This window comes from Lysinibacillus sp. FW301-JW8 (assembly GCF_058788755.1).
Map to the genome: position 1 here is coordinate 1 of NZ_JBYTBB010000134.1, position 2,850 is coordinate 2,850.

1 protein-coding gene is annotated in these 2,850 nt (G+C 40.0%); it reads left to right on the forward strand.

Annotation, left to right across the window (positions count from 1 at the left end; all coding sequences use genetic code 11):
• Positions 1-322 precede the first annotated feature (322 nt).
• Positions 323-2,686, forward strand: a complete 2,364-nt coding sequence (locus tag AC3WOM_RS26540) for a penicillin acylase family protein (protein ID WP_492449155.1) — start codon at positions 323-325, stop codon at positions 2,684-2,686.
• Positions 2,687-2,850 lie beyond the last annotated feature (164 nt).

Here is a 2,850-nt window from a genome sequence, read left to right on the forward strand (position 1 = left end):
ACCCTGCACGGAGCGTCAGCGCAGGAAGCGGCTCGTCGCTCGCCCACAGGAAAGCGAGTAGCCTGGAACGGAAATCATCTTCATTTGAATTAGTAGTATTCACAAAGAGTTCCTTGACCATTTAGTTTTTCGACACTATGAAAAATCGTATTTTCCATTAGGGAAAATACGAATTTTTTTTAACATTCCTCAGTAGTATGGATGATTCATATTATTTATACTGTTCATGTTCTATAAATCGCTAAATTTCGCTAATTATTTTACATTTAAGAGGATTTGGTAAGCAAAAACCAGAATATATTGCAAAGAAGGGGGTTGGCATATGAGAAAGTTTACATGGAAAAAGTGGCTGCTTGCTATTGTTGGTTTTTTAGCAGTAGTTGCGATTGCGTTATTTATCAGCTTTACATGGTTTATGAATAAATCGAAGCCAGTAATCGATGGGGAGCTTGCTGTAAATGTGTTGGAGCAGGATGTAAGCGTCACAAGGGATGACAAAGGGGTTCCTCATATTTTTGCTCAGACAGATGCAGATTTGTATCGCGCACAAGGCTATGTACAGGCGCAGGATCGGCTGTTTCAAATGGATTTAGCTCGTAGACAGGCAAGTGGTCGCTTGTCTGAAATAATTGGAGAGGCAACCATTAATTCAGATAAGCATTTTCGAACGTTTAGTTTACGAGATGCGGCTGAAAAATCATTATCTGCCTATGATGCTGAGAGCAAGCAGGTGCTTGAATGGTTTGCAGAGGGTGTAAATGCTTTTATTGCAGAGGCAAAGGAAAAAAATACCTTGAGCTATGAATTTGCATTATTAGGCTATGAACCAGAGGATTGGTCTGTTGAAGACTCTATAACAATAGGAAAATATATGGCCTATGATTTAGGCGGTAATTGGAACGCACTTGCCTTCCGTCATTGGGCTTTACAAAACTTTGGTGAAGACAAAGCGAAAGAATTATTTATTAAATATCCTGAAAATGCGTCATCTATAATTGAAGCCAATAAGGAAAACCCAGTCGCAGTCGCAGGACAATTCCAAGTGGATTTATTGCCAAACGAATTTAATGGCAGTAATAACTGGGTAGTATCAGGCGAGAAAACAGCATCAGGCACACCCATTTTAGCAGATGATCCACATTTAGGCTTAAGCACACCGTCTATTTGGTATCAAATGCACCTACAATCAGCTGAGCAAAATGTTAGCGGCGTAATTTTTGCAGGAATTCCAGGCATTATTCTAGGACACAACGATGATATTGCATGGGGAGTTACTAACGTTGGACCTGATGTACAGGATTTATATATTGAAATACCAAATCCAGATAATCCAACTCAATTTCGCTATGATGGCAAATGGGAGCAAGCTGAGGTACGTGATGAATCAATCAAGGTGAAGGATGGAGATACGGTAGATTTTGAGGTCGTTGTTACAAGACATGGTCCGATTATGACCAATTTAGCATTTAAGGATACGGAGCCTACAGCACAATTTGCCATGCAATGGACAGCACTTCAGCCAACTGCAGAGCTAAGTGCGATATTAGGCTTTAATAAGGCGAAATCGTGGAATGAATTTGAAAAAGCGTTAGAGGATTTCAAAGCACCCGCTCAAAATTTCGTATTCGCTTCAAAGGATGGTACGATTGCTTATAAAGCCAATGGTCAAATACCAATTCGTAAGCAGGGTGATGGACAGCTGCCAGTTCCGGGTGATTCCAGTGACTATGGCTGGGAGGGCTTTATCCCATGGGATGAGCTACCGACTGTAGTCAATCCAAAAGAAGGCTTTATCGCGACAGCAAATAATGAAGTCATTGGAGAAGAATATCCTTACCATATAACAGACTTTTGGGCACAGCCTTATCGTTTTGAGCGAATTAAGGAAGTGTTAGCAGCAAATGATTCCATAACAGTGGAAGATATGATGCAGCTACAAATGGATCAGCAGAATCTATATGCACGCGAGTTTTTACCAAATTTATTAACATCAATTAAATCAAAAGATCACGATGGAAAGTACGCAGATATTATTAAATTGTTAGAAGAATGGGATATGATAGATGCTAAAGAATCAGGTGCTCCACTAGTCTTCCATACATTGATGGTAAAGCTTCAGGAGGTATTATTTAAAGATCAGATGCCTGAAGATATGTATAAATTAATGTCTGGGAAGTTTAATATTACTGATCAGCTTTTACGTTCAGCATATGCAGGAGATAAGAGCATTTGGATGGAAGAGCAAGGTGGTGTAGATACAACAATTTATAAGGCATTCGAACTTACCGTAGCGCAATTGGAAGATCAATTCGGTCAAAATGTATCGAAGTGGCAATGGGGTGACTTCCATCAGCTTACTTTTGATCATACTTTAGGCAGTGCTTCACCGATTCTTGCAGCATATTTTAATGCTAAAAAGGTTCCTATTGGCGGCTCCAAGGTTACTGTTCAAGCTGCCGATAATGATGCGGCAGGAAATGTAGATCATGGTGCATCATGGCGTTTTGTTGTAGATGCGGGAGATTTAAGCTCAGCCTATCATATCGTTGGCCCAGGTCAAAGTGGGCATGTGAAATCCGATTGGTATCAAGATCAAGTAATGGATTGGGCAAATGGAGATTATCATCAAACATTTGTGAGAAAAGAAGATATTAAGGGAACAACATTACTATTAAAAGCAAAATAAACAAAAATCAGCGTACAAATATGTGCGCTGATTTTTCATAGTGTTGAAAAATTAAATAGTCAAGGGACTTTTTGTGAATATTTAGTTAAAATGAAGGTGATTTCCGTTCCAGGCTACTCGCTTTCCAGTGGGCGAGCGACGAGCCGCTTCCTGCGCTGACGCTC

Bases quoted from the DNA above. Each gene is read 5' to 3' on its own strand.
- AC3WOM_RS26540 (WP_492449155.1), top strand. From the start codon at position 323: ATGAGAAAGTTTACATGGAAAAAGTGGCTGCTTGCTATTGTTGGTTTT.